22 protein-coding genes are annotated in these 25,034 nt (G+C 69.3%); 9 read left to right on the top strand and 13 right to left on the bottom strand.

The genetic code is table 11. From position 1 onward, the window contains the following. Positions 1-18: 18 nt before the first annotated feature. Positions 19-1,428, bottom strand: a complete 1,410-nt coding sequence (locus K228_RS0109040; protein ID WP_025618155.1) for an FGGY family carbohydrate kinase — start codon at positions 1,426-1,428, stop codon at positions 19-21. A 223-nt stretch (positions 1,429-1,651) separates the two neighbouring features. Between K228_RS0109040 and K228_RS0109035 the strand changes: the two genes are divergently transcribed. Further along, positions 1,652-3,553 (top strand): anthranilate synthase family protein, encoded by a 1,902-nt coding sequence (locus K228_RS0109035; RefSeq protein ID WP_025618154.1) that lies wholly within the window; start codon positions 1,652-1,654, stop codon positions 3,551-3,553. A 212-nt stretch (positions 3,554-3,765) separates the two neighbouring features. Further along, on the top strand, positions 3,766-4,677 hold the full coding sequence (locus K228_RS0109030; protein ID WP_025618153.1) for a glucosyl-3-phosphoglycerate synthase: 912 nt from the start codon (positions 3,766-3,768) through the stop codon (positions 4,675-4,677). Between the two features lie 21 nt (positions 4,678-4,698). Here K228_RS0109030 and K228_RS0109025 read toward each other — a convergent pair whose 3' ends face one another. After that, the gene (locus K228_RS0109025; protein WP_025618152.1) at positions 4,699-6,093 is read right to left on the bottom strand and encodes an MFS transporter; all 1,395 of its coding nucleotides are present in this window, start codon (positions 6,091-6,093) and stop codon (positions 4,699-4,701) included. Between the two features lie 155 nt (positions 6,094-6,248). Here K228_RS0109025 and K228_RS0109020 point away from each other — a divergent pair, with 155 nt between their 5' ends. Beyond that, the gene (locus K228_RS0109020; protein ID WP_025618151.1) at positions 6,249-7,643 is read left to right on the top strand and encodes a chitinase; all 1,395 of its coding nucleotides are present in this window, start codon (positions 6,249-6,251) and stop codon (positions 7,641-7,643) included. A gap of 63 nt (positions 7,644-7,706) precedes the next feature. Here the strand turns inward: K228_RS0109020 and K228_RS0109015 are convergent, their stop codons facing one another. From K228_RS0109015 to K228_RS0109000, 4 genes are all read right to left on the bottom strand, one after another. Next, positions 7,707-8,096 (bottom strand): hypothetical protein, encoded by a 390-nt coding sequence (locus K228_RS0109015; RefSeq protein ID WP_025618150.1) that lies wholly within the window; start codon positions 8,094-8,096, stop codon positions 7,707-7,709. 33 nt (positions 8,097-8,129) lie between these two features. Beyond that, positions 8,130-8,738 (bottom strand): TetR/AcrR family transcriptional regulator, encoded by a 609-nt coding sequence (locus K228_RS0109010; protein WP_025618149.1) that lies wholly within the window; start codon positions 8,736-8,738, stop codon positions 8,130-8,132. 72 nt (positions 8,739-8,810) lie between these two features. Then, on the bottom strand, positions 8,811-10,139 hold the full coding sequence (locus tag K228_RS0109005; RefSeq protein ID WP_025618148.1) for an MFS transporter: 1,329 nt from the start codon (positions 10,137-10,139) through the stop codon (positions 8,811-8,813). 121 nt (positions 10,140-10,260) lie between these two features. After that, positions 10,261-11,649, bottom strand: coding sequence for an MFS transporter (locus tag K228_RS0109000; RefSeq protein ID WP_025618147.1), 1,389 nt, complete (start codon positions 11,647-11,649; stop codon positions 10,261-10,263). A 124-nt stretch (positions 11,650-11,773) separates the two neighbouring features. Here K228_RS0109000 and K228_RS0108995 point away from each other — a divergent pair, with 124 nt between their 5' ends. From K228_RS0108995 to K228_RS0108980, 4 genes are all read left to right on the top strand, one after another. Then, entirely contained in the window at positions 11,774-12,775 is a 1,002-nt protein-coding gene (locus tag K228_RS0108995) for a 2-hydroxyacid dehydrogenase (protein WP_025618146.1), read from the top strand. 43 nt (positions 12,776-12,818) lie between these two features. Then, positions 12,819-13,727, top strand: a complete 909-nt coding sequence (locus tag K228_RS0108990; RefSeq protein WP_025618145.1) for a haloalkane dehalogenase — start codon at positions 12,819-12,821, stop codon at positions 13,725-13,727. A gap of 192 nt (positions 13,728-13,919) precedes the next feature. After that, complete coding sequence (locus K228_RS0108985) at positions 13,920-14,351, top strand: RusA family crossover junction endodeoxyribonuclease (RefSeq protein ID WP_025618144.1); 432 nt, start codon at positions 13,920-13,922, stop codon at positions 14,349-14,351. Positions 14,352-14,396: 45 nt separating this feature from the next. Continuing rightward, positions 14,397-14,666 (top strand): hypothetical protein, encoded by a 270-nt coding sequence (locus K228_RS0108980; protein WP_025618143.1) that lies wholly within the window; start codon positions 14,397-14,399, stop codon positions 14,664-14,666. Positions 14,667-14,727: 61 nt separating this feature from the next. On the opposite strand, the gene K228_RS0108975 is transcribed toward K228_RS0108980, so the two are convergent. Further along, on the bottom strand, positions 14,728-15,429 hold the full coding sequence (locus K228_RS0108975) for an HAD family hydrolase (protein ID WP_025618142.1): 702 nt from the start codon (positions 15,427-15,429) through the stop codon (positions 14,728-14,730). Positions 15,430-15,645: 216 nt separating this feature from the next. Here K228_RS0108975 and K228_RS0108970 point away from each other — a divergent pair, with 216 nt between their 5' ends. Together K228_RS0108970 and K228_RS0108965 are read left to right on the top strand one after the other, a co-directional pair. After that, on the top strand, positions 15,646-16,455 hold the full coding sequence (locus tag K228_RS0108970; protein WP_025618141.1) for a metal-dependent hydrolase: 810 nt from the start codon (positions 15,646-15,648) through the stop codon (positions 16,453-16,455). 5 nt (positions 16,456-16,460) lie between these two features. Next, the gene (locus tag K228_RS0108965) at positions 16,461-17,363 is read left to right on the top strand and encodes an amidohydrolase family protein (protein ID WP_025618140.1); all 903 of its coding nucleotides are present in this window, start codon (positions 16,461-16,463) and stop codon (positions 17,361-17,363) included. On the opposite strand, the gene K228_RS0108960 is transcribed toward K228_RS0108965, so the two are convergent. The 6 genes from K228_RS0108960 to K228_RS0108930 all read right to left on the bottom strand — a co-directional run bounded on the left by K228_RS0108960 (position 17,364) and on the right by K228_RS0108930 (position 24,447). After that, complete coding sequence (locus K228_RS0108960; protein WP_025618139.1) at positions 17,364-17,957, bottom strand: nucleotidyltransferase family protein; 594 nt, start codon at positions 17,955-17,957, stop codon at positions 17,364-17,366. A 213-nt stretch (positions 17,958-18,170) separates the two neighbouring features. After that, positions 18,171-19,940: a bifunctional 3'-5' exonuclease/DNA polymerase gene (locus K228_RS0108955; protein ID WP_025618138.1), complete on the bottom strand. Its 1,770-nt coding sequence runs from the start codon at positions 19,938-19,940 to the stop codon at positions 18,171-18,173. Positions 19,941-20,038: 98 nt separating this feature from the next. Then, positions 20,039-20,998, bottom strand: coding sequence for a carbohydrate ABC transporter permease (locus K228_RS0108950; protein ID WP_025618137.1), 960 nt, complete (start codon positions 20,996-20,998; stop codon positions 20,039-20,041). Between the two features lie 12 nt (positions 20,999-21,010). Then, the gene (locus K228_RS0108945; protein WP_025618136.1) at positions 21,011-21,952 is read right to left on the bottom strand and encodes a carbohydrate ABC transporter permease; all 942 of its coding nucleotides are present in this window, start codon (positions 21,950-21,952) and stop codon (positions 21,011-21,013) included. A 23-nt stretch (positions 21,953-21,975) separates the two neighbouring features. Further along, entirely contained in the window at positions 21,976-23,379 is a 1,404-nt protein-coding gene (gene ngcE, locus K228_RS0108940) for an N-acetylglucosamine/diacetylchitobiose ABC transporter substrate-binding protein (RefSeq protein WP_025618135.1), read from the bottom strand. 105 nt (positions 23,380-23,484) lie between these two features. Next, complete coding sequence (locus tag K228_RS0108930) at positions 23,485-24,447, bottom strand: MurR/RpiR family transcriptional regulator (protein ID WP_025618134.1); 963 nt, start codon at positions 24,445-24,447, stop codon at positions 23,485-23,487. Between the last annotated feature and the right edge of the window lie 587 nt (positions 24,448-25,034).

Here is a 25,034-nt window from a genome sequence, read left to right as displayed (position 1 = left end):
CCCCACTCCGGGAGCGGTTCACCGGCGTCGGTGGCGCGGAAGTTGGGAAGGAGTGGTCAGCTCGCCGGTCCGGTCCAGGTCGGCGACCACGGCCGCGTCGCCGATCCGACCGAGTGCCACCAACGCCGCGCCGGTCGCGCCGATCTCCGGGTTGCGCTGGTGCCAGACCGACCGGGGAGCGAGGGCCACGGCGAAGGCCCGACGCCACCACTCGGACGCCGCCATCGCTCCGCCGCCCAGGACCACCTCGACCGGCTGCGAGCCCAGCTCCGACTCCAGGGCGGCCAGGTCCACCGCGACCAGCTCGCTCAGTCCCCGCATCAGGCCGGCCAGGATCTCCACGGCGGTGGTGCCGAAGCCGAGCCCGGCCAACGCTCCGGAACCCGCCGGAGCCAGTCCGGGTGGCCGGTCGCCCCCGAAACAGACGTTCGCCGCCGGCCCCCCGCCGACGACGGGCACCCGGGCCAGGGCCGCGTTCAGCTCGGCGCCGTCGGGGAGCCGCAACTCCCGGTTGGCCCAGGCGAAGAGGTTGCCGCCGGCGGAGTACGCCTTCCCGGTGACGACGTGCCGCTGGTCAACCCGGTACCGCCAGAGGCTCGGTGCCAGCCGGGGCAGCGGCTCCCCCGGCCCGACCTCCCGCATCACCCGGACCGCCGCCGAGGTGCCCACCGTCACCGCCGCCCGTCCCGGATCAACACAGCCCGAGCCGATGTTCGACGCGGCCCCATCGCCGATCGGGGCCGTCCACCGTGCCCGGGCCAGCGGCGGCCAGCGGCGCGCGTACTCCGCGCGCAGCCGACCATGCCAGCCCACCGGCGCCAACTCCGGCAACTCCCCCGGGCCGGTGTCGGCCAGCGCACACGCCTCCGGGTCCCAGTCCATCGTGCCGAGGTCGAGCAGGCCGGTGCCGGAGGCCTGCGACACCGACATCGGGACCGGGTCCAGCAACACGCCGAGGGCGTACTCGGCCAGCCCGGCGAAGCGGGTGGCGTGGCCACCGACCCGGGCCCGCAGCCAGGGCAGCCGGACCGACCAGTAGCAGCGATGCCACCAGGTGCCGGTGCGCTGGTGGAAAGCCTCCGGGTCGGCCGGGCCGGGCTGCCCGGGCGCCGGCGCCGGTCGGGTATCCAGCCAGGTGAGCACCGGGCCGATCGGGGTGTCGCCGGCGTCGAGCGCGACCACCGAGTGCCACTGCGCGGAGGTCGCCACCAATTCGACGTCGTCCAGGTGCCCGCCGGCGGCCAACTCATCCAGGCACTGCCCCAGGCAGGCGAGGTAGCCCTGCGCATCCAGCGTGCCGGCGCCGTCCGCACCAACGGCGAGGCTCACCTGCCGCCGGGCCAACGCCCCGGGCAGCAGCCGGACTGCCTCGTCGAGCACCAGGCCACGTACCGAGGAGGTGCCCAGTTCCAGCGCGAGTGTGGTCATCGTCGGTCACGCTATCCGGCCCGGCGGGGTGAAGCTCTCGCTTCCGCCCTCGAGGACGACCGCGTAGGGTGGTGCGCATGCTCGCGCACCTGCACCGCTGGTGGCCCGCCGACCCGGCGGCCACCCTCCGCGCGTAGCTTCACGCGGCCGCCCGTCGAGGCGGCCGTCGGTCTCTGACCGGCACCGGACCGCCCCTCGGGTGGCACCGGACCGAGGAGACCCGATGACCCACCTCCCCCAGCTACTCGCCGCCGTCGCGGCCGGCACCGACCCCGGCCCGTTCGCGCTCGTCCGCCGCGAGGGCGCTGACCACCTCGACCTCTACACCGGGTCGGTACGGGTGGTAGAACGACTCGCCGACATCCCGCTGCCGACCGGGGCTGCGGGGCCGGCCACCCTCGCGCTGGTGCCCTACCGGCAGGTGGTCGAACGGGGCTTCGACTGCGTTGACGACGACGCCCCACTGGAGTGCCTGGTGATCGACCGGCACGAAGTGATTGACCTCCCGACGGCGCTGGCGGCGCTACCCGACGCCGCGGTGGTCACCCGGAACGCGGGCTTCGACAGCTCCGACGAGGAGTACGCGGCCACCGTTGACCGGGTCCTCACCGACGAGATCGGCCAGGGCGCCGGCGCCAACTTCGTCATCCACCGCACCCTGCACGCCACCGTGCAGGGTGCGCCGCTGCGGGCGGCGCTGGCGGCGCTGCGCTCGCTGTTGCTGCGCGAGCGCGGCGCCTACTGGACGTTCGTCGTGCACACCGGCGCCCGGACGCTCGTGGGGGCGAGCCCGGAGCGGCACGTCAGCGTGGACGACGGGCTGGTCCTGATGAACCCGATCAGCGGTACCTTCCGCCACACCGGCGCGACCGCCGACCGGGCTGACCTGCTGCGCTTCCTCGCCGACCCGAAGGAGGTCGAGGAGCTGTACATGGTCCTCGACGAGGAGCTGAAGATGATGGCCGCCGTGGCCGAGCGTGGAGGCCAGGTGGTCGGCCCGTATCTGAAGGAGATGTCCCACCTCGCCCACACCGAGTACCTGCTGGCGGGGCGGGGCTCGAAGGATGTCCGCGACGTACTGCGGGAGACGATGTTCGCCCCCACGGTGACCGGCAGCCCGATGGAGAACGCGTGCCGGGTCATCGCGCGGCACGAGCGCACCGGGCGCGGCTACTACGCTGGGGTGCTGGCGCTGCTCGGTCGGGACGCGACTGGCCGGCAGACCCTCGACGCCCCGATCCTGATCCGTACCGCCGAGCTCTCCCCCACCGGTGAGCTGCGGGTGCCGGTCGGGGCGACCCTGGTGCGGCACTCGGTCGCCGCCGGGGAGGTCGCGGAGACACACGCCAAGGCCGCCGCGGTGCTCGCCGCACTGGGTCTCGGCCCACAGGCGCCCGAAGCAGCCACGGGGGCGGTGCCCCGGCTCGCCGACGACCCGGAGGTACGCGCGGCGTTGGCCGCCCGCAACGCGCCGCTGGCCCGGTTCTGGCTGGACCAACGGCCGGAGGACAACCCGGGCCGTCCCGGTCTCACCGGCCGCCGCGCGTTGATCGTGGACGGGGAGGACACCTTCACCGGCATGCTCGCCCACCAGCTACGCGCGCTCGGCCTCACCGTTACCGTGCGGCCGTGGGACGCGCCCGGCCCACGGGACGGGTACGACCTGGTGGTGGTCGGCCCGGGGCCCGGCGACCCGTCGGAGCTGGACCAGCCGAAGATGGCGGCGCTGCGCCGGCTGCTCGCCGAACTTCTCACCACCGGCCAGCCAACCCTCGCGGTCTGCCTCGGCCACCAGCTCCTCTGCGGGCTGCTCGGGCTGTCCCTGCACCGACGGGACGCCCCGTACCAGGGGCTGCAGCGGGAGGTACCAGTTTTCGGCGTCCGGCGACGAGTTGGCTTCTACTCGACGTTCACCGCGCGAGCGGACACGAATCGCCTACACACCCCGTACGGCTCGATGGAGGTGGCCCGGGACGACACGAACGGCGCGGTACACGCGCTGCGCGGTGCCAGCGTGGTCGGGGTGCAGTTCCACCCCGAGTCGGTGCTCAGCCCGGACGGCGTGGATCTCCTCGCTGACCTGTTGGACGAGCTGCTGCTCGCGGGGAGCTGCCAGTGCGCCTGACCGGCGGCGACGGGGACACCCGCAATCCGGCGGGCCGCCGCGCCTCCTGCGCCGCGCGGGTTAGCCAACGCGCGAAAGGGAAGTCTATTCGCGCGTTCTGCCAGGATTCGGGGGTGCCAGTGCGGGACACAGAACCGACCGTCTCACCGGTCGTCGACGCATGGACCAAGTCTCGAACGTCATCGGCGCAGGATTGGCACATTGAGCGGCTGATGGAGGCGAAGGGGGAGAACCGGGTCAGCGTGGTGCTACCCGCCTACAACGAGGAGGCGACCACCGGGCCGATCGTCTCGACGATCCGCGAGCACCTGATGGAGCAGGTCCCCCTCGTGGATGAGCTGGTCGTGGTCGACTCCCGGTCCACCGACCGCACCGCGGAGGTGGCCCGGGCCGCCGGCGCGGAGGTGGTCAGCCAGGACGAGATCACCCAGGAGCTGCCCCGGCTGGCCGGCAAGGGCGACGCGCTCTGGGCCGGTCTGGCCGCCACCGACGGAAACCTCGTCGCCTTCGTCGACGCTGACCTGCGCGAATTCCGACCACACTTCGTACGTGGTCTGCTCGGCCCGTTGCTTACCGACCCGTCGATCGACTTCGTGAAGGGCTTCTACCACCGACCACTGGAAGACCAGTCCGGCCCTGAGGAGGACAACGAGGGCGGACGGGTGACGGAGCTGATGGTCCGGCCGCTGCTGAACCTGTTCTGGCCGGACCTGGCCGGCTTCGTGCAGCCCCTGGCCGGCGAGTACGCCGGTCGACGTCAGGTGCTGGAACAGCTGCCGTTCGTCACCGGCTACGGGGTGGAGACGGCGATGCTGGTTGACCTGCTGGAACTCGTCGGCCTGGACGCACTGTCCCAAGTTGACCTTGGTATTCGGAAACACCGCCACCAGGACACCGAGGCGTTGGGTCGGATGTCTGCGCAAATCATGCACACCGTCTGGGTACGGCTGCAGCAGCAGGGCTGGGCGGTCCCGGGCACCAGCCCCGCCACCCTGCTGGCCCAGTTCCGCCGCGGCGATTCGGAGGAGCTGCCCAACCTCGACCGGGAGATCGTCGTCAACGACGTGTCGGTGCAGGAACGGGCACCTTTGCGGGAGCTGCGGCACCTGGTGCCGCGCCGGTAGTGGCGGCACCAGACAGGTCTGTCAGGGAATCCGGACCAGCAGCAGCGCGGCCACGACGCTACCGGCCGCGACTGCCAGGAGAACCCGCATGATGCCGTCGGCGAGGTCGCCCTGCTCGATCAGCGTGCCGGCCGTCGCGATCGCGATACCCGAGCCGGCGGAGAGGATCGAGAGCGTGGTCCCGGATGCCTCGCCGGCCCGCTCAGCCGGGACCATGGCCTGCGTGCCCAGGTTGGTCAGGGTAAGCCCGGTCCGGTAGCCGAACCCAGCGACCGCCAACCCGAGCAGGTACGGCCCGATCTCACCGCCAAAGGACACCACGACCAGGCCGACCGCGCCGATCAGGGTGGCGGCGGCGATCAACCGACGCACCGCGACCCGTTGGCTGAGCCGACCCGCGAACGGACCGGCGATGCCACCGCTGATCGAGGCGGCGAGGACCGCCAGGCCCGCGACGAACGGCGAATAGCCCCGGACCTGTTGTAGGTGGATCGTGGTGGCGAAGATCGTGACCACGAAGGCGATGTTGGCGACCAGCCCCATCAGGGTCACCGCCACGAACTTGGCGTCGTGGAAGAGATCCAGCCGGACCAGTGGACTTTCGGTCGCCCGTTCCCGGAACACGAACGCGGCCAGCAGCACCAGCCCGCCGACAGCGAGGGCCGCGACCACCACCGGTCGCCAGGCGTTCATCCGGTCGGCGGCCACGGTGATCGCGAGGACCCCGAGCACCACCACGACCAGACCAGCCAGGTCAATCGCCCGCGACACCGTGGGATCCCGCGACTCCGGCAGCCAGGCGACACTGGCGACGATGGCGACAAGGCAGAGCGGCACGTTCACCAGGAGCACGCTGCGCCAACTGAGCAGCTCGGTGACCCCGCCGCCGAGCAGCGGCCCCAACGCCAGCGCCACCGCCCCGATGCCGTAGGCGTTGCCGATCGCCCGCTTCGCCCGCTTCCCCGGGAACGCCTCGGTGATCACCGCGAAGGCGAGTGGGTACACGATGCCCGAACCCATCCCCTGCACGGCCCGAAAGGCGATCACGATCGGCGGATCGGAGCCCAGACCGGCACCGAGCGAAGCCGACCCAAAGATCAGCAGGCCGACCAAGAGCATGCGGCGGCGACCGAGGATGTCGCCGAGCTTGCCACCAGGGATGAGAAACGCCGCCTGGGCCAGGATGTAGGCACTGACCACCCAGTGCAGATCGGTGGTGGTCGTCCCCAGCTCCGCCGCCATTGTCGGCAACGCGAGATTCAGCGCATAGAAGTCAAGCTGCACGAGGAAGATGCACGAAGCGGCCGCGAGCATGGTCAGCTCGCGGCGCGGCCGGTGCGCATCCCCCGCCGACGCGTCACCTTGGCCGTGGGGCCGGGGCAGACGCGGACGGAATGACACACCGAACCGTACCATTTATCCGAAAATATCTTCCTTGTTCCGCGACGCCGCACATCGCGCGCGGCCAGCACGACATGGACACCCTGGACACAAATAGTTAATAGTCTTAATAATGGAGCGGTGTGCTGACGTAGCTGCCGAGCGTTGCCTGTCCGCGCGTGGAGGGTCCCATGAAGCGTCCCAACTCCCTGATCCTGCCCCTGGTCACCATCCTGACCGTCACGCTCGGCGCGGCCTGGCTGGCGAGACCGGCGTACGCCGCCGGCCCGACCGCGACCTTCGCCAAGATTTCCGACTGGGGCACCGGGTGGGAGGGTAGGTACACGATCGCCAACGGGGGCAGCAGCAGCGTGACCGGCTGGAGCGTCGCCTTCGACCTGCCCGCCGGCACAACGGTCGGCACCTACTGGGAAGCGCTGCTGCACTCCTCCGGCCAGCGGTTCACCTTCAGCAACCAATCCTGGAATGGCACCATCGCGCCGGGCGCCTCGGTCTCCTTCGGCTTCATCAGCAACGGGCCCGGCTCGCCGACCAACTGCCAGCTCAACGGCGCGGAGTGCGGCGGCGCACCGCCGCCCACCACGCCACCACCGCCCACCACCGCGCCGCCCACCACCAGCCCACCGACCACGACCCCACCCCCCACCACCCCTCCCCCGGCTGACGATCTGCCCGCGCACATCCTCACCGGCTACTGGCACAACTTCGACAATCCAGCGGTCGAGCTGCGCCTGCGGGATGTCCCCGCCGAGTACGACGTGGTCGCCGTCGCCTTCGCCGAGGCGACCGCCACCCCCGGCGAGGTGACCTTCGCCGTCGACCCGGGCCTGGCGGCCGCACTGGGCGGCTACACCGACGCGGACTTCACGGCCGACGTCCAGACCCTCAAGGGCCAGGGCAGAAAGGTCATCGTCTCGGTCGGCGGCGAGACCGGACGGGTTACCGTCAACGACGCGACCTCCGCGGTCGCCTTCGCCGACTCCGTGTACGCGCTGATCCAGCAGTACGGCTTCGACGGGGTGGACATCGACCTGGAGAACGGCCTCAATCCGACCTACATGACGCAGGCCCTACGGTCCCTGCGGGCCCAGGTCGGTGCTGGCCTGATCATCGCGATGGCGCCGCAAACCATCGACATGCAGAACCCGACCACCAGCTACTTCAAGCTGGCGCTCGACATCCAGGACATCCTGACGGTGGTGAACACCCAGTTCTACAACTCCGGTGCGATGCTCGGCTGCGACCAGCAGTTCGCCTACAGCCAGGGAACGGTGAACTTCATCGTCGCGCTGGCCTGCATCCAGCTGGAGGCGGGGCTGCGGCCGGACCAGGTCGGGCTTGGCCTGCCGGCCGGCCCCGGGGCGGCCGGTGGGGGGATCGTCGCACCAAGCGTGGTCAACGCCGCGTTGGACTGCCTGACCAGGGGGACCAGCTGCGGCAGCTTCCAGCCACCCCGCACCTACCCGGGGCTGCGTGGCGCGATGACCTGGTCGGTGAACTGGGACGTGACCAACGGCAACAGCTTCGCGCAGACGGTCGGCCCGCACCTGGACACCCTGCCCTGACCGTACGCGGTCGGCGTCGCCTGAGTTCAGGCGACGCCGACCCGCCGAGCTTCCCGTACTGGCTCAGCCGAAGAAGCTGAGGTAGCCCATAAGGGCGCCGTAGCCGATGAAGGCGGCACCCATCACCCGGAGCCCCCGCGCTGACCCGCGCCCCTGTTCCGCCGGACGGAGCACCAGCTGAGGGATCCAGTAGTAGCTGATCCCGCGCAGGGTGAAGAAGACTCCCAGCAGAGTCACCAGCACCTCCGCCAGGCCACCCCACTCGAAGTGGGTGACCAGCACACCGAAGCCGACGAAGAGGTGCACCATGCCGGAGATGTTCACCGCCATCAGATCCGACCGGTCGGCCCGCTGGGTGAGTCGCAGATAGAACTGGGTGGCCACGATAAACGCGACTCCGGAGGTCAACAGATACAGCGAGAGGATTTTTCCGAGCGTCTGGGTCAGGTCCATGTTCGCCGCCTCAGGGGTGTGAGTAGCAATTTATCAGGTGCGATAGATCCCGTTACCGAGTAGCTCCGACGCGGCGCGCCCGTAGGTTGACTCCATCGCTGCCACACCATCGAGGTTGGTCAGGTCGACGCCGAGCAGCCGCTGCACATGTTCGTGGAGGGCGAGTGCACCCAGGGACCAGATCGCGAGGAGCGCCGCCCGTTCATAGGGATAGTCGGTCTCTCGGACCAGGCCCGACGCGACTCCTTCGGCGAGGTAGCCGACCGCGTCATTGACCATCTCGTCCACCAGCGCGGCCGTGTGCGGGGAGCCGTCGGCCAGCGTCCGGGCCAGGTATCGCAGCAGCGGCGGCCCGTCCTGCAGGTCACGCAGCGCCGCCGGGTCGAACCTCCCGGCCGACCTCATCACCTGCTGCTTGTGCTCCCGCACGAAGGCCGCGACATGCTTGTCACAGGCCACCCGTAGCCCGTCCTTCGTGCCGAAGTAATGAATGATCAATGATGGGTGGACGTCGGCGGCCGCCGCTATGGCACGGACTCCGGTGGCCGCCACGCCCTGATCGGCGAAGAGGGTGATAGCGGCAGCAAGGATGCGACTCTTTGTGGAGGACTTGTCGCCTCTCGGCCGCGACTCATCGGACACACCCGAAGCCTAAACGAACGTTCGATTAATGTCCAGCTATAACAATGATCGCCATGATCGTATCCAACTTACTCACGCCGGCTGGGGCCATCGAGTGTGGTTGACGTCGATCAACACGCGGTGGGTGTGCACCCACGCCACTCCATTCCACTCGGCGTCAACCAGGTGCGCGCGGTCGGCGTTGACGTCATGCTGGTGCCGGAACGCCTCGGGGAGGCCGACGGGCCAGAGCCGGCGGGCGGAGAGTCCCGCCACGAGCACCAAGCCCGTCAGGAGCGCCCACGCCGTGGTCAAGCCGACCCCCGCGCCAACCCAGCCGACGAGGGGGTAGGTAACCAGCCAGCAGAGGTGGGACAGGGAGAACTGGGCGGCGTACAACGCTGGTCGGTCGGCAGCCGCCGACGAGGCGCGCAGCACCCGATTGACCGTGACGACAATCAGGCCACCGGCGAAGCCGATGAGCAGCCAGACACCCATCGCCAACGGCCAGGACGGCACCATCGACAGCAGTAGCGCGCCGAAGAGGGCGAGCAGAGCCGTGCCAGCGCCGATGAACAGTACGCCTCGATCCCTACGCCGGCGCAGCAGCAGCGGCGCGCCGAGCGCCGCCGCGACACTGCCGAGGCCGGAGACGGTGAGCAGGAGTGGAACCTGCGCTTCGGCGGCGTTCAGCAGGTCACGCACCACATTGACGGTGCTGACCAGGGTGACGGCGCCGGAGCCGGCGACCACCATGTTCAGCGCCAGCACCGCCCGCAACCGTGGCGTGCCCGCGAACATGCGCATCCCGACCAAAAGGCGCTCGGAGAACCGGACCCGGCTACTACGTTGCGCCCGGGGCACCGTTGCCACGCTGACGAACAGCGCAGATACGAGAAACCCCACCGCCGTCCCCACAAACAAAACGTTGAATTTCACAACGAGCAACAACGCGGCGGCGACGACCGGGCTGACGATATTCTCCAGGGAGACCGCAAGCTGCGACGCGGAGAGCGCCTTCGTGTAGTCCCCCTCATCCGGGATGACATCCGGGAGCACGGACTGGAAGGTGGGCGTGAAAGTGGCGGACGCGGCCTGCAGCACCGCGATGAGCAGATAGACCTGCCAGATCGCCTCGACCCACGGCAGCAGCAGGACGACGCCGAGCCGGACCAGGTCGGCGCCCACCATCACCACACCCCGTGGCACCCGGTCCAGCACCGCCCCGACCAGGGGCGACACGCACACGTAGGCGACCATCTTGATCGTCAGCGCGGTGCCGAGGACCGCTCCGGCCCGCGCGCCCGCGAGGTCGTAGGCGAGCAGCCCGAGCGCCACCGTCGCCAGACCGCTGCCGAGGAGCGCGACTATCTGGGCAGCAAAAAGCCAACGATAGGTGCGATTACCCAGCAGCGCGCGCACAATTAGTCGACCCCTTTCCGGAGTTTCCGCTGCCGGGAAGATTACCGACGAAAACTGAATGCGACAATGCTGCTAATGCCAAAGGAGTGCAATAAACCGGGCCACTTCCGGTGCACCCCGATCAGGTGGATCGGGGCAGCCGGGCCAGCAGCACCGCGGCCACGGCACTACCAGCCGCTATCCCCAGGAGAACCCGCATGACGCCGGTGGCGAGGTCGCCCTGCTCGATCAGCGTGCCGGCCGCCGCGACGGCGACACCCGAGCCGGCGAAGAGAATCGACAACGTCACCCCAGATACCTCGCCGGCCCGCTCGGCCGGGACCATCGCCTGCGTGCCCAGAGTGGTCACGGTGAACCCGATCCGGTAGCCGAACCCCGCGACTGCCAGACTGATCAGGTACGGCCAAATGGCGCCACCGAAGGCCACCACGAGCAGGCCGAGGGCGCCGACCAGGATGGCGGCGACGATCAACCGACGCACCGCGACCCACTCACTGAGCCGACCCGCGAACGGACTGGCGCCGCCGCCGCTGATCGAGGCGATGCAGACGGCCAGGCCCGCGACGAACGGCGAGTAGCCCCGGACCTGCTGCAGATGAATTGTCGTGGCGAAAATCATGACCACCAAGGCGATGTTGGCGACCAGCCCCAGCAGGGTCACCGCCACGAACTTGGCGTCGTGGAAGAGATCCAGCCGGACCAGTGGACTTTCGGCTACCCGCTCCCGAAGCACGAACGCGGCCAGCAACACCAGCCCGCCGACAGCAACGGCAGCGGCCACCACCGGTCGCCAGGCGTTCATCCGGTCGGCGGCCACGGTGATCGCCACAATCCCGAGCACCACCACGACCAGACCCACCAGGTCGATCCGGCGCGACACCGTGGGGTCACTTGACTCAGGAAGCCAGACGACGGCGGCAACGATCGCCACGAGGCAGAGTGGCACATTCGCCAGGAGCACGCTGCGCCAGCTCACCAACTCGGTTAGCCCACCACCAAACAGGGGTCCCAACGCCAGCGCCACCGCCCCGATGCCGTAGGCATTGCCGATCGCCCGCTTCGCCCGCCTCCCCGGGAACGCCTCAGTGATCACCGCAAAGGCAAGCGGGTACACGATGCCCGAACCCATCCCCTGCACAACCCGAAAGGCGATCATGGTCGGCGGATCGGAGCCCAGACCCGCACCGAGCGACCCCATCCCAAAGATCGCCAAACCCCCGACCAGGATGCGCCGACGACCGAGGATGTCGCCGAGCTTGCCACCAGGGATGAGAAACGCCGCCTGGGCCAGGATGTAGCCGCTGATCACCCACTGCAGATCGGTGGTGGAGGAATGGAGCTCCGCCGCCATCGACGGCAACGCGAGACTCAACGCATAGAAGTCCAGCTGCACGATGAAGATGCATGCGGCGGCCGCGCCCAGCGTCAGCCCACGCGGCGGCCGACCGCCACCCGCCACCGACGCCACACCGCGGCCGGGCAGCCGAGGAAAGCGCGGGCTGAACGGCACAGCCAGACCGTACTATTCATATGGAAATGTCTTCTTTGTACTTCTTCATTCGGTAAACCCCAGTCGACAACCCGCGGTACGCGGCCAACCAGGCAAGTCGTACGGTGGTCACCGGAGGTGCCAAATGCGCGTATCGGTGTTTAGCACGAAACCATACGACCGCGAATTCCTTTCGGCGGCCAACTCGGCCGACGGCCACGAACTGGAATTCCTCGAGCCCCGACTGACCTCGCAGACCGCCAAGCTCGCCAGCGGCGCGGCGGCGGTCTGCGCGTTCGTCAACGACGACCTCGGCACCGAGGTGCTGGAGCGGCTGGCCGCGGACGGCGTCCGCCTGATCGCGCTCCGCTCCGCCGGCTTCAACCACGTGGACCTGGCCACCGCCCGCCGGCTCGGCCTCACCGTGGTCCGGGTGCCGGAGTACTCCCCGTACGCCGTGGCCGAGCACACGGTCGCCCTGATCCTCGCCCTCAACCGCAAGGTCTACCGGGCCTACAACCGGGTCCGGGAACACAACTTCGCCCTCACCGGGCTGCTCGGCTTCGACCTGCACGGTCGGACCGTCGGCATCGTCGGCACCGGGAAGATCGGGTTCTGTGTGGCCCGCATCCTGTCCGGATTCGGCTGCCGGGTAATCGCCAGTGACCCCTACCCGGACGACGCGGTGGCCGCGGCCGGGGTCGAGTACGTGCCGCTGCAGCGCCTGCTGAGCGACTCGGACGTGATCACCCTGCACTGCCCGCTGACCCCGGACACCGAGCACCTGATCAACCCCGAACGGATCGCCCAGATGCGCCGGGGCGCAATGCTGATCAACACCAGCCGCGGGGCGCTGGTGGACACCCGAGCGGTGATCGACGGGCTCAAGAACGGCCAGATCGGCTATCTCGGTCTCGACGTGTACGAGGAGGAGACCGACCTGTTCTTCGAGGACCTCTCCGACCGGGTCCTCGACGACGATGACTTCTCCCGGCTCAACACTTTCCCCAACGTGCTGATCACCGGTCACCAGGCCTTCTTTACCGAGGACGCGATGCGCAACATCGCCGCCACCACGGTCAACAACCTCACCACCATCGAGCGGGAAGGAGCGGACGCCGTCTCCCAGTCGGCCCGGGTCTGCTGAGCGCGGTAACCGCACACCGGCCCACTGTGAAATATTGACTGTCATGTCTACACTGCGCACTCCGGACAGCCGGTTCACCAACCTGCCCGACTTTCCCTACGAGCCCCACTACGTCGACCTGGACGGCCTACGGATGGCCTACGTCACGGCCGGCCCGGCGGATGGGGAACCGGTGCTGCTGTTGCACGGGGAACCCAGCTGGTCATTCCTGTATCGGAAGGTCATCCCGGTGCTCGCCGACGCCGGACTGCGGGCCATCGCACCGGATCTCATCGGCTTCGGCCGGTCCGACAAGCCGGCCGAGCGCAGCGAGCACAGCTACGCCCGACACGTCGAGTGGATCCGCAGCTTCGCCTTCGACAAGCTGGGCCTGACCGGGGTGACGTTGGTCGGGCAGGACTGGGGTGGCCTGATCGGGCTCCGCCTGGTCGGCGAGCACCCGGACCGCTTCGCCCGGGTGGTGGCCGCCAACACCGGGCTGCCCACCGGTGACCAGCCAATGCCGGAGCTCTGGTGGCAGTTCCGGCAGATGGTCGAGACGGCCCCCGAGCTGACGGTGTCCCGCCTGGTGCAGTCCGGCTGCCAGAGCGAGCTGACCGCGGCGGAGCTGGCGGCCTACGACGCGCCGTTCCCGGACCAGTCCTACCTCGCTGGCGTCCGCGCCATGCCCACCCTGGTGCCGACCGCACCAGACGATCCGGCCAGCACCGCCAACCGCGCCGCCTGGACCGAGCTCTCCCGGTGGGAGCGTCCGTTCCTGGTGTCGTTCAGCGACCGGGATCCGATCACCGGCGGGATGGCGCCGGTGCTGCGGCGCACCGTGCCGGGTGCGGCCGGGCTCGACCACCCGGTGATCGAGGGAGCCGGACACTTCCTCCAGGAGGACGCGGGAGAGCAGCTCGGCAAGGTGATCGCGGAGTTCGTCCGATCCGCCGCCGGGGCCGGATCCTAGCCGGACAACATCTCATCGAGTGAGCGAACAGTTACCCAGAGCGCGCCAGGTGGACTAGCCTTACCTGCGCGTTCGCCAGCGACGTCGACACGCCTCGGCCAACCCTGCCCGCCCGATCGGCCGGTTTTCCGGAGAACCCTCACCGTTGCGTCGCTGATTGGGCAGGATCATCCGCAACAAGGAGGTGCCGTTGTGCAGGACACCCGCGCTGTCGCCCTGACCGTCAAGGTGAGCGGCCTGCCACCGGTCAAAGCCGAGGCGCTGTCCATCTTCGCCGCCGGACATCGGCAGGCGACGAGGGTCCGCGCCCTACTTCAAGCAGCCTGCGCGGCGGCTCAGCACACCGGCTGGACCCCGTTGTCCGGGCCGATCGAAGTGGACCTCGTGCTGCGCTGCCCGCCGGGGCATCGCACATCCGACGCCAGCACGCTACTCGGCGGGGTGTGTGCGGTGCTCCAGGACAAGAAGCGGGTGGCCAGCATCGGCCTGGCCCACCTCGGCGTCCTGGTGGACGTCGCACTCTACGACGATGACCGGCAGATCAGAGCAATGACGTACCGGGAGGAACCGGCGGAGGACTACTCGTACGAGGTGCGGGTCGCCGCCGTGCCGACCGCGGTGTAACCGACGCCGACGGCGGGACCCGGTCGCCGAGGAAAGGGAGCGCCGATGTCAGATCCACACGTCACGCTGGAGCCCCGGGACGCGGTGCAGAAGAAGCTACGCGGCCCGTTGGAGGAGCAGCTGACCTCGGCGCTTCAGGCCGCCACCGACCGGGTCCGGGAAAGCTACGCCGGCGAGCCGGTCGAGCAGGTCTGCCAGCGGCTGCTGGACGAGACCCGCGCCGGTCTGCACCCCGACATCGCGACCGGGTTCCAGCCCGACATGGACGAGTTCTGCCGGGTGGCGGTGGCGATCGTCCGCGGCACGGACGTGTGAGCGCTCTTGTGCATCAGTTGCCGCTGAGCGCTCCACCATCAAGAGTGGAGCGCTCAGCGCATCAGAAGTGGTGCAGCAGGTCGGGGAAGGCGGTGAGGTGCAGCACCGCCGTGTCGTCGTGGTCCAGCACGTCGTGCTCCAACACCCAGGTGTTCTCGTTCGGAACGTAGACGGCGTTCATCCCGGCCGCCCGGGCCGGCAGAATGTCTGACTTCGGCGAGTTCCCGATCATCCAGGCACGAGACGGTACGAAGTCGTGCTTGTTGGCCAGCCACCGGTAGGTGGTCACGTCCTTCTCCGGCACAATGTGCACGGCCCGGAAATGGTGCAGCAGGTCCGAGGCGTCCAGCTTCCGCTGCTGCTCCTCCCGGTCGCCCTTGGTGAGCAGGAACAGCTCGTGCCGGCCGGCCAACTCGTCCAACGCCGCAGCCACCCCCGGCATCAGCTCCACCCGGTGCTCGACCAGAGCGACGGCCAACTCCTCGATTCCCCGCCGCTCGGCGGCCGTGGCCGGCCGCTCCCGCAGCCGCTCGAAACACTCACCGAGACTCCGCAGAAAGACCTTGCCACCGTAGCCGTGCACGACCGCGTTGGCCCGCTCGATGTCGTCGAGTATCGTACGGATCTCGGTGCGCTCCAGGGTCGGGTGCGCCACCCAGGTCAGAAAGTCCTCGATGACCCGCTCGAAGACGATGTTGTTCTCCCAGAGCGTGTCGTCGGCATCGAAGATCAACACCTGCCCGTGTCGGCGTACACCTGCCATGTCGCCCTCCCGTCAACAGTCGGCGCCACCGTAACGAGCCCACACCGACCCGGTCACCTGGTTTCTCACCCGCCGCCGGGAGAGCAGCGGCAGGGTCCGGGCAGCTCTGGGCGACACCGTCCCTTTCGGAGGACGGGTGTGCTCCCGGGCGGTACCGCCACTGCACTACAGTGACGTAGCTTCTGGGCGTCCGGGATCCGGGGAGGGTGAGCGGGCATGATGGGACCGTCGCACGCGCTGTCTGGCGCGGCGGTGTGGCTGGCCGGCTCCTTGGCGCTGGACCACTTCGCCGGCTACGAGCAGTCGCCGCTCGCACTCGCCGTCGGCACCGCGGTCTGCGCGGGGGGTGCGCTCTTTCCCGACCTCGACCTCTCCGGCAAGGTCACCCGAAACCAGGGTGGTGCCACGGTCGCCCGCACCTTCGGCGTCTTCTCCCTCTTCGTCGCCGAGGTGACCGAGAAGGTGTCGCTCGGCGTCTACTATGCGACGAAGTTGAGTCGCGACCCGCGCCGCACCAACGGGCACCGCACCCTCACCCACACCATCCCCTTCACCGTGCTGGTCGGCTGGGGCACCACCGCGCTCTGCGCCGCGTACGGCAAGTGGGCGGTGATCGGCATCCTCTTCTTCATGTTCGGTCTCGCCCTACGCGGCCTCTTCGACGACTGGGCCGAACGCGCCGGCTGGCTCGTGGTGACCCTCGCCTCGCTCGCCGCGGCGTGGTTCACCTTCGCCACCCTGCCGGGAGACCGCGGCTATCCGATGATCGGGCTGGCCGTCGGTGTCGGCTGCTTCATCCACATCCTCGGCGACATGATCACTCGGGCCGGGGTGCCGATCCTCTGGCCGATCCCGATCAAACGTCGGATGTGGCGGATGATCAGCCTGCCGGACTCGATCGCGCTCCGCGCGGGCGGCAAGACCGAAGTGGTCTTCGTCCGGACCGCGCTCACCATCGTCGCGGTGCTCTCCGCCATCGGGCTGGTCGCCCCGCAGTTGCTCAGTCGCTTCAACATCGAGGTCTGACGGCCGTGCCGATGGCCACCGACGATGCCGATGACACCGGCGTCCCGGCGTTCTGGCAGGGGCTCGGCCTGCCCGGCCTCGCCGACGTACACGTGCACTTCCTCCCGCCCCGGCTGCTGCGTCGGGTGTGGGCGTACTTCGACGCGGCGGGTCCGCTCCTCGGCACCACCTGGCCCATCCGCTACCGATGGAGCGACGCGGAGCGGCTGGCGCACCTGCGCCGGATGGGCGTACGGGCGTTCAGTGCCCTGGCGTACGCGCACCGCCCCGCGATGGCCGCCGACCTGAACTCCTGGACCCTCGACTTCGCCCGCGCGAACCCGGACTGCCTCCCCTCGGCCACGTTCTTCCCCGAGCCGGCGGCACCCCGGTACGTCACCGAGGCGCTCACCGCCGGCGCCCGGGTGTTCAAGGTGCACGTGCAGGTCGGCGGGTTCGCACCGACCGATCCGCTGCTCGATCCGGTGTGGGGGCTGCTCGCCGACGCCGGGGTGCCGGTGGTGGTGCACGCCGGACACGCGCCGGCCGGCACCGCACACACCGGCCCCGGCCCCTTCGCCGACCTCCTCGCCCGGCACCCGCGGCTCGCCGCGGTGGTGGCGCACCTCGGCGCGCCGGACTATTCGGCCTTCCTCGACCTCGCCGACCGGTACGAGAACGTGCGGCTGGACACCACCATGGCCTTCACCCCGTTCTTCGACCGGGCCGTGCCCTTCCCCGCCGCGGAACTGCCCCGGCTACGTGAGCTGGGGCTGGCCGGCAAGGTGCTGCACGGCAGCGACTTTCCCAACCTCCCCTACGCGTACGCCGCGCAGCTCACCGCGCTGGCCCGACTCGACCTGGGCGACGCCTGGTTGCGGGCGGTGTGCTGGACCAACGCCGCTGACCTGTTTGATCTGCCGGGCTGACTACGCGCCGACCCGCTGCGGCGGGACGGTCAGCCCGTACAGGGCCATCAACTCCGGGCTGTCGACCCGGCTGCCGTCGGCGACGGTGTCACAGGAGATGTCGACGATCTGGTCCTTGTGCGCCAGCAGGTACGGACGGGCGCCGACATCCGCGCTGGCCAGCGTGGCGATGCCGGACCAGTGCCGGCGGCCGAACAGCATCGGGTAGCCGCGCAGACCCCCGTAGGTGGCGCAGACCAGCACGTCCGGGTACGGCAGTGCGGCGACCCGCTGGACCGCCGCGGCGGTCAGGCCCGGCATGTCCACCGGAACGACGACCACCGCCTCGATGTCATCGTCGTCGATGGCCGCGAGGCCGGCCTTGATCGAGGAGCCCACTCCGGTTCCCCAGGCCCGGTTCACCACGACGGTGGCTCGGGTGAGGTCAGCGGTCTCCTGCACCTGGTCGGCGGCGGCGCCGAGGACGACTACGATCTGCTCGCAGCCCGCCGCCGTCATCGTATCGATCATCGTGCTCACCAGTGGTTTCTCACCCTGGCACAGCAGCGCCTCGGGGCCACCGATCCGGCGCCCGCCACCCGCGGCGATGATCATTCCTGCGGTCCGGTTCAGCGGTGCCACCTCCGTCTTGGTAGCGGACCGGGCAGGCCACCCGCCCGGTCCGGAACGCACAACGGACCCAACGAGCAGTCAGCGCCCAGGTTCCGGGCATGAATCGGATATTCCGACCATCAGAGACAAAAGGCTAGAGTCCGGCGCACCGCCTGGACTGACGTCGGCCCACCGGACGCGGGGACGAGGAGCAGCTCAGGATGCGTCGGCGTAGCACTCAACGGTGGAGAGATCGAGCGGGAAACGTACCGGCGTCTGACCGAAGAGCAACGCGCTCGCCCGCTCCCCGCACCGGGTCACCGCCGCGGCCACCGCTGCGGCCCGCTCCGTGCGACAGTGCACGATCACCTCATCGTGTTGAAAGAAGACCAGCTCAGCGTCGCTGCCGGCCAGCCCCACGTCGCTACCGGCCCGGTTGGCGTCGCTACCGGCCAACTCCCCCCGGAGCGTGGCCAGCAACGTCGCGGCCCACTCGGCGGCGGTGGCCTGGATGACGAAGTTTCGGGTGAACCGGCCACGCGCGCGAGCCCGCGCCGACCGACCCTCCTCGCCCCCGGCGGGGACCGGGTCCGCCCCGGCAAGCTCGACCGAGCCGGGTGGGCAGGTACGGCCGAGCCAGGAGCGAACCAACTCGCCGGCCTCCCCGCTGCGCGCGGCCGTCTCCACGTAGCCGAAGGCCGCCGGATAGTTACGCCGCAGCACCTCCAGTGCCGGTGCCGCCGAACCGCCGGTCTGCCCGTACATGGCCCCGAGCAGGGCCACCTTGGCCCGCGCTCGGTCACCGCCGAACGCGTCGGCGGCCAGGGCGGCGTACAGGTCGCCGGCCCGGGCCGCGGCGGCGAGCTGGGTGTCACCGGAGACCGCCGCCAGGATCCGCGGCTCGAGCTGCCCCGCGTCGGCGACCACGAACGTCCAACCCGGGTCCGCCACCACCGCCCGCCGGACCACCTTCGGGATCTGTAGCGCCCCACCGCCTCTGGTCGCCCACCGGCCGGAGACCACGCCGCCGGGGACGTACTCCGGGCGGAATCGACCATCCCGCACCCAGGCTTCCTGCCAGGCCCAGCCGTGCGCCGTCCAGATCCGGTAGAGCTCCTTGTACTCCAGGACCAGCGGCGCCGCCGGGTGGTCAACGCCGCGCAGCACCCAGGACCGGGTATTCGGCACCTCCACCCCCGCCCGGGCGAACGCCCGCACCAGCTCCAGCGGCGAGTCGACGTGCAGCCGCGGAACGTTGAAGGTGGCCGCGATCCGAGCGGCCAACTCCGCCAGTCGACGCGGCGGCCCGCCCACCGGGGAGGGGCCGCCGAGCAGCTCACCGAGGAGAGCGTCGTGCACGTCCACCCGCCACGGCAGCCCCGCCGCCCCCAACTCGACGGCGATCAGCGCCCCCGCTGACTCGGCGGCGACCAACAGCCGGAATCGGCCCGGATGCTCGGTGGCGGCGATCCGAGCGAGTTGGTCGGCGTAGACCCGGGTCAGGGCCGCGATGCCGGGACCCGGCGGAGCCGGCGGTGACTCGAAGAGCGCACCCTGGCCGTGGCCCGGGGGCTCGGCCAACCGCGGCGGCGGATCGGGCGGCACCGACTCGCCGGTCAGGCGGGCCCAGGCGGCGGCGAAGGAACGTGGTTCACCCCACCGGCCCGCGTGACCGAGAAGCAACGCCTCGGTGAGCTCGATGTCGTGGCAACGGTCAACCCGGACGCCAGCTCGCAGCAACCCGGGGTAGAGCGCCGCGCCGGACGCCCAGACCCAGCGGGGGCGCTCCCTTCGCTCGCGATCGGCCACCGCGAGCGCCAGGTCGGCGACCTGCTCCGGCGGCCCGATCGGCACTCCGGCAGCGTCGAGCGGTTGCAGAACTCCCCCGCCGACCCCGGCGCCCGCCCCCGCAGCAGCGGGGAGTCGATGGTCCGCACCCGCCACCACCGCCGCCATGATCGCGATTCTGCCCGCCCGGTACGACAGAGCCCGGCAGCCCGGCAACAATCAGTCGCCTGGCTGGCCGGCGGCCGATCCGCCGGGCTGGCTGCCGGGGCGTGCGGCTGGCGGTGGGTGGCGGTGGGCTACTTGCTGATGCCCGCGGTCAAACCCGACTGCACCTGGCGCTGGAAGACGATGTACACGATCAACACCGGCAACATCGCCATGGTGACCCCGGCGAAGAGACCGGACCAGTCGGACTTGTACCCCTGATTGACCGACAGCTCGATCAGGCCCTGGGCGATGACCTGATTCTTCGGCCCACCATCCGCGGACTGCATCAGCAGCGTCGGCAGATACCACTGGTTCCACTGACCGAGCACATTGAAGATACCGATGCTGATCAGGCCAGGCTTCGCCATCGGCAGCATCACGCTGAAGAACAGCCGGGTGTGTGAGGCCCCGTCAACCAGGCCCGCCTCGGCGATCGCGTTCGGCAGGGTCCGGAAGAAGGAGTGCATGAAGAAGACCGTGAACGCCAGTGACCACGCCGCGTACACCAGGATCAGCATCAGGTGCTTGTTCGGCCCGAGCGGCGGGAAGAGCACCCCGGTGTTGTAGACGCCCTTGAACAGCGGTACGGCGGCGAGGTAGATCGGCAGCGTGAGGCCGGAGAGGAACATGTAGTAGATCAGTCGGTTACCGGGAAAGTCGTAGCGCGCCAACACGTACGCGGCCATCGAGCCGAGCAGCATGGTCAGCGTGACGCTGCCGGCCAGCACGAGCACGGTGTTGAGGAAGAAGTCGCCGAGTTGCCCCTCGGTCCAGGCTCGGCCGAAGTTCTCCCAACGCAGCGTCTCCGGGATCAACGACAGCGGCTGCCGGATAACCTCCGCGTCGCTCTTCAGGGCCGACATGAACACCCAGATCAGCGGGTAGACGACCATGATCGCCCAGACCAGCAGGAACAGGTGGGAGAAGCCGTTGAAGATCTGCGCGCCGGGCCGTCGGCCGCCGGACCCGAAGCGGCGGGCCGACGTGGTGCCGGCCGGCGGTGCGAGATCCGGCCCGACGGGACCGGGGTCGTGGGTCACCGTACTCATCGTCGACTCTCCTCAGTACTCAATCCGCTCGCGGCGGGTGATCTTCAGCTGCGCCGCGGCCAGGAGGATCGTGAAGATCGCCAAAGCCACACCCATCGCGCAGGCGTAGCCGAACTGACCCTTCTGGAAGGCGGTGAAGTTGAGCACCGACGCGAAAATCTCGCTGGCGTGGTTCGGGCCGCCCTGGCTGGGTGTCATCACGAAGACCAAGGCGTACATGTCCAGGGCGATGAAGCCCAGATAGATCCAGGCCACCGAGACGGTGTCCCGCAGCAGCGGCAGCGTGATCCGGAAGAAGGTGTGGAACCGCCCGGCGCCGTCCAGGATGGCCGCCTCGAAGACGTCCTTCGGAATCGACTGCATCGCCGCCGAGAAGAGCACCATGTAGAACCCGGCGCCGCTCCAGACCGCGATCAGCAGCAGCCACCAGAGCACCGCGGGGACGCCGAGGAAGGGCTCCGGGTCGAACATGAACAGGATCGGGTCCTCCGGGTCAACCAGCCCGATCTTCATCAACACACCGTTGATCAAACCCTGCCCGTCGGCCCGGTAGATCTGCTGCCACATGACGGCGACGACGACCAGGGACAGCACCTGCGGGAAGAAGAAAATGACCTTGTAAAGGCCGGAGCCGAAGACACCCCGGATGCCGGCCCTGTCCTCGCGCCCGCCCACGTTGAGCAGGAACGCGAGGAACAGGGCCAGCGCGATCGTGAACAGCGGCACGGTGATCAGGAAGAAGACGTTGTGCCAGAAGGCCTTTCTGATCAGCTCGTCGGAGAAGAGCCGGACGTAGTTCTCCAGCCCGACGAACTGCTGCCGGTCGGAGTATCCACCCCAGTCGGTCAACGAATAGCCGGCCGCCTGAGCGAACGGCCAGACCACATAGAAGAGGTAGAGCGCGACCGGCAGGGCCAGGAAGCCCATGACAAAGCGCGCGACACCATGCCGCATGGGACTCACTCTTTCCGTTCAGCTCAGGCGGAGCGGGTCTGCTTCTTGATCGACGAGTCACTGGCGACCTTGTCGGCGGCGCCCTGCATCCCGTCAACGAACTGCTGGGCGGTCAGCCGGCCCGCCATCAGCTCCGCGGAGAGGTTCTGGCTCTCCTTGTCCAGGTCGGCGTAGAAGTTCCAGAACTTGAACGAGACGAGATCCTGCGGAGCGTTGCTCATCAGCTCGTTGGCGCTGGCCAACGCCGAGTCCTGGACGTTGTCCCCGGAGCCCTTGGTGGAGGCGAGCGATTTGGTCAGCTCGGCGAACTTCGCCGATCCCTCCTTGGAGAGCACCGCCCGCAGGAACTCCTTGGCGGCGGCCTTGTTCGGCGCCTTCGACGGCACGACGATGCCCTCGCCCGCACCGGCGTAGACGTCGTTCGGCGCCTTGTCGCCCGCCCCCAGGCTCCAGTAGTCCGACAGCCTCATTTCGAAGCCCGGGGGAATGGTCTCCGCCATCTCGTTCTTGAGCCAGGTGCCAAGCTGGATGAAGGCGGCCTTGCCGTCGAGCCACGCCTGCTGCGACTGGGTGTGGTCGAGCTGGCCGGGGAGCAGCAGCTTGTCCTTGACCAGCTTCTCCCACGCCTCCAGGGCCGGCAGCACCCCGTCGGCCTTCCAGGCGTTCTCCTTGAGGTTGTCGATGTCGATCACGGCCTGCTTGCCGGCGGACTTCCAGATCGTTGCCATCAGCGCCCAGCGCGGGTAGTAGCCGTGCACCGCGTCGTAGACGTACGGGGCCATGCCCTTCGCCTTGATCTTCGGCGCGAGGGCGAAGAACTCGTCGAAGGTCTTCGGCGGCTGCCAACCCTCCTTCTCGAAGAGGGCGGCGTTGTACCAGTTCCCCCAGACCGTGTACGCGATGTTCACCACGTAGAACTTGCCCTGGAAGGTGCCGTCGTTGACGGTCCCCGGCAGCAGGGTGTCCGCCACCGTGCCCTCGCTGTCCCACGCCGGGGCGGCGAGCAGGTCCTCCAGCGGCTCGATCGCGCCCTCGTTGACCAGGGTGCTGATGTCCATCAAGTCGGCGCCGGAGTTCATGACGACGTCGCTGGGCTGGGTCGCCATCTTCGGCTGCTCTTCGGTCTTGATCTTCTGGGTCGAAGACATGTTGACCGTGACGTTCGGGCGCTTGGCCTTGAAGACAGCCTCGTCCTCCTTGGCCCACTGGTCGCCCAGACCACCGTTGAAGATGACCACCTTGACGGAGCTGCCGTCCTGGACGCCGAACGGGTTGTCCTTGCTCTTCTCGGCGCCGGAGCTCTGCTCCTGGGCCGGCTCGCTGCCGGCGCAGGCACTGAGCAGGCCGGCAGCCGGGACGGTCAGCAGACCCGCGGCGGCGGCACGACGCAGCAAGGTCCGGCGATTGAGATCGGGGGTAGCGGACATGCGACTCTCCTTAGCGGTCGATCGGGGGTACCACTGCGGACTGATGAATCCGTCGTACGGCCTCGGCGGTCAGCGGGACTGCTTCGGCGTACCGGCGTGCGCTGATCATGAGCTGGCCTCCTTCGCCGCCTTGTGCCCCTCAACAGCCTGGGCGGTACGCCGCAGGGCCGCGTGGGCTCGGTCATGGGTGCGCTGGGCAACCGCGATGTAGAGCAGGTCGAGCACGACCAGTTGGGGGTGCCGGGCGGACAGCGCGTCGGGGCGGAAGGTGGTGGCACCGCTGGCGGTGAGCAGCACGATGTCCGCCAGCTCGGCAAGCGGCGAGCGGGCGAAGCCGGTCACTGCGACGGTGGTCGCGCCCCGGCTGCCGGCCTCCGCCAACATCTCGATGGTTTCCCGGGTCCGGCCGCCGTACGAGACGCCGAGGGCGATGTCGCCGGCCCCCAACAGGGCCGCCGAGGCCAGCCCCTCGTGCACGTCGTTCCAGGCCCAGGCGGCGACTCCGATGCGGTGGAGCATGATCTGCATCTCCTCGCCGACCAGGGCGCTACCGCTGGCACCGAAGATGTTCACCCGGCCCGCTGCGGCGATCGCCGCAGCGGCCCGCTCCACCTCGGCGAGGTCAAGCAGGGCGGCGGTGTCGTGCATCGCCCGGGTGTCGGCGGCGATGATCTGTTCGAGCACCCGGCGCAGCGGATCGCCGGGCTGGATCTCGCGGCCGATGTCGGCGGTCCAGCCGGCCATGCGGGCCCGACCGCTCTCGGCGGCGATGCCAAGCCGAAGGTCCGCATACCCCTCGAAGCCCATCGCCCGGCAGAAGCGGGTGATGGTGGCCGGTGAGGTGCCACTGCCCTCGGCCAGCTCGACGATGGTGGCGCGGGTGACGGCCTCCGGGTCGCTGAGCACGTGTTCGGCGACCCGGCGCAGGGCCCCGGTCAGGTCGCCCACCCCGGCCCGGACCCGGGCCAGCACACCGTCGGCCGCATCAGCACGGACGCCACGGCGGTCGAACCCGTCGGCGTCGGCCACCGCGGTCTCCGCGGTAGTGCCCACCTCGTGATCAACCATCCGAGACTCTTTTCACAAAGAAGGTTTACTGTTGGTAAAAGTTCTTACTAAACCCCCTGCCATGTCAAGACCATGGATGAAGTTTTCAAAACGTTATCTAGGGCGCCGCTCCCGGCCGGGGCAGCGAAACCCACCCGGCAACCGGCGCTGACCAGTGCGAACGCACACCCGGACAGCGACCACGCAGTCGACCCGCCGGGCCCGCCGGCCCTCCCCGGACCGTGCCGACCAGGCATGGTCACGTCCGGGCGAATCAGCCGAGACGCGCCAATTGATCCGCTCCAGACACTGGACACAACATCGGGCGGTGTATGCCCATTTGGTGGTGTGGTCGGGGGCATGGTGGTGGTGGAATCTCGGGGGGCGTGGGGGTGTTACACCATGTGTACGGCCGAGCAGGCGCCTCGCTCAGGTGGGTGACGCCGGGTGCGGGTCGCCGGGAATGGTGGTGGCTGGTCGGTCGTTACATCTGGACCCGGCGCCGTGCGCGTCCCCCGTGAGACCCGCGGTCGCCGCCCTCTTTTTCTTGTGATCTTTTGAGCGCCGGACGGTGCTTGCACCCCTTTTGCCGCCTGACCCCCTGTGGG

Source organism: Salinispora cortesiana, from assembly GCF_000484695.1.
GTDB lineage: Bacteria > Actinomycetota > Actinomycetes > Mycobacteriales > Micromonosporaceae > Micromonospora > Micromonospora cortesiana.
Note: the sequence above shows the minus strand (reverse complement) of the source record. Positions and strands in the feature narration are given on the sequence as shown.

What these genes read in the sequence shown, in the direction of transcription:
- K228_RS0108980 (WP_025618143.1), top strand. Translation starts at nt 14,397, where the DNA reads ATGTCAGATCCACACGTCACGCTGGAGCCCCGGGACGCGGTGCAGAAG.
- K228_RS0109015 (WP_025618150.1), bottom strand. Translation starts at nt 8,096, where the DNA reads ATGGACCTGACCCAGACGCTCGGAAAAATCCTCTCGCTGTATCTGTTG.
- K228_RS0108945 (WP_025618136.1), bottom strand. Translation starts at nt 21,952, where the DNA reads ATGCGGCATGGTGTCGCGCGCTTTGTCATGGGCTTCCTGGCCCTGCCG.
- K228_RS0108930 (WP_025618134.1), bottom strand. Translation starts at nt 24,447, where the DNA reads ATGGTTGATCACGAGGTGGGCACTACCGCGGAGACCGCGGTGGCCGAC.
- K228_RS0108950 (WP_025618137.1), bottom strand. Translation starts at nt 20,998, where the DNA reads ATGAGTACGGTGACCCACGACCCCGGTCCCGTCGGGCCGGATCTCGCA.
- K228_RS0108970 (WP_025618141.1), top strand. Translation starts at nt 15,646, where the DNA reads ATGATGGGACCGTCGCACGCGCTGTCTGGCGCGGCGGTGTGGCTGGCC.
- K228_RS0108995 (WP_025618146.1), top strand. Translation starts at nt 11,774, where the DNA reads ATGCGCGTATCGGTGTTTAGCACGAAACCATACGACCGCGAATTCCTT.
- K228_RS0109025 (WP_025618152.1), bottom strand. Translation starts at nt 6,093, where the DNA reads ATGGTACGGTTCGGTGTGTCATTCCGTCCGCGTCTGCCCCGGCCCCAC.
- K228_RS0109035 (WP_025618154.1), top strand. Translation starts at nt 1,652, where the DNA reads ATGACCCACCTCCCCCAGCTACTCGCCGCCGTCGCGGCCGGCACCGAC.
- K228_RS0108975 (WP_025618142.1), bottom strand. Translation starts at nt 15,429, where the DNA reads ATGGCAGGTGTACGCCGACACGGGCAGGTGTTGATCTTCGATGCCGAC.
- K228_RS0108960 (WP_025618139.1), bottom strand. Translation starts at nt 17,957, where the DNA reads ATGATCATCGCCGCGGGTGGCGGGCGCCGGATCGGTGGCCCCGAGGCG.
- K228_RS0109030 (WP_025618153.1), top strand. Translation starts at nt 3,766, where the DNA reads ATGGAGGCGAAGGGGGAGAACCGGGTCAGCGTGGTGCTACCCGCCTAC.
- K228_RS0108990 (WP_025618145.1), top strand. Translation starts at nt 12,819, where the DNA reads ATGTCTACACTGCGCACTCCGGACAGCCGGTTCACCAACCTGCCCGAC.
- K228_RS0109040 (WP_025618155.1), bottom strand. Translation starts at nt 1,428, where the DNA reads ATGACCACACTCGCGCTGGAACTGGGCACCTCCTCGGTACGTGGCCTG.
- K228_RS0109020 (WP_025618151.1), top strand. Translation starts at nt 6,249, where the DNA reads ATGAAGCGTCCCAACTCCCTGATCCTGCCCCTGGTCACCATCCTGACC.
- ngcE (WP_025618135.1), bottom strand. Translation starts at nt 23,379, where the DNA reads ATGTCCGCTACCCCCGATCTCAATCGCCGGACCTTGCTGCGTCGTGCC.